This is a genomic window from Microbulbifer okhotskensis, assembly GCF_023895975.1.
GTDB lineage: Bacteria > Pseudomonadota > Gammaproteobacteria > Pseudomonadales > Cellvibrionaceae > Microbulbifer > Microbulbifer okhotskensis.
Genome location: NZ_JALBWM010000295.1, coordinates 1 through 1,196, shown reverse-complemented (window position 1 = coordinate 1,196; position 1,196 = coordinate 1). Strand labels below are relative to the sequence as shown.

General features: G+C 36.5%; 2 protein-coding genes. Both read left to right on the top strand.

All coding sequences use genetic code 11. From position 1 onward, the window contains the following. Positions 1 to 27: 27 nt before the first annotated feature. Positions 28 to 456 (top strand): KwaA family protein, encoded by a 429-nt coding sequence (locus tag MO867_RS22150; protein WP_252473216.1) that lies wholly within the window; start codon positions 28 to 30, stop codon positions 454 to 456. 3 nt (positions 457 to 459) lie between these two features. Continuing rightward, a complete protein-coding gene (locus tag MO867_RS22145) occupies positions 460 to 1,158 on the top strand; it encodes a hypothetical protein (RefSeq protein ID WP_252473215.1) in 699 nt (232 codons plus the stop codon). The last annotated feature ends 38 nt before the right edge of the window (positions 1,159 to 1,196 follow it).

Sequence of the window (1,196 nt, the reverse complement as noted above, 5' to 3'; positions counted from 1 at the left end):
GACCGTTCTTTTCCAGGGGATTAACTGATGCACTTCAAAGTTGAATGCAGGTTTTATCAGCTAATAGTAATTTCTTTTATCGGGATGACTCTTCCGTTTTTGATATTATCTTGGGTTAATAGTCAGACGGAAGCCCTTAATTTCACTGCCAAAAAAATTGAGTCTGCCGATTATTATCTGTTGGTTTTCCTTGCAAGCTATTCATCACCAATAATAATGAAAATAGCAGAGATTGACTTTGGTTTGATGCTGTTAACAGTGGGAGTTATTTTTGTAGTGGCGTGGGTTGTTTCCAATATTCCATCCCACCCAGTTTTGTATCTTGCAAAATTTAGATTCTATAAACTCGAATCAGAAAGCGGCATGGTTTATACACTGATAACAAGAAGAGAAATTAGAAACCCCAAAAACATAACTCTCGTAAAACAAATATCAAACAGCATGCTAATGGAGTAGTACATGACGCTTAGCCTTTTTGCATTAACCAGCGATCCTGCCAAAAGAGTTGTTAAATTTAACCTTTCCAATGATGTGCAATCTGACCTCACTTCATACCTAAAAGACCAAGAATCCTCATTTGACCTTCAGCAAGACGAAATTGCTTTTGATGGGAAATATAAGCCCGATGCAGGTGAAGTTCTTTGTATCAACAACTATGACGACATTGATAATCTTGAGAGCGCCATAAGAAATCCTACCAGCTTTGATTTGGTTGACCCAAGTGAAGATTTTTTTCATGACATTAAGGCGTTATTCTCTGGTTATATACTGACAAATGGCGAAGTTAAAGTACTACTTCAAAACTTTGACAGAAGGAAAATCATATCTACGAATGGCTTATCAATCTTTCACTCAGCGAATGTATATAAAAAAATAGAGGGCATTGGGCTCACCATCGACCACAAGTTAACCGCTACACTAGAAGGAGGTAAACTAAAATTTTTTAGCTTCCATAATACCAGGCAGATTTTTGATTTAAGTGAATACTACAAAGAAGCAACCGACGATGATGTAATTGAGTTTTCTAATCTGGATTTAATAAAATCCGTTGATAATGATAAACTCCTAGAAATGTCAGATTCATGGGTCAGGCGAAAGATATCACTCATACAGCAAAGTGGTATTCTTCAAAATGTACCAATTAGAGGGTGTAAATAATTCTGTGTAACCGCTCTTGCTAGTGGATTATTGGTAGT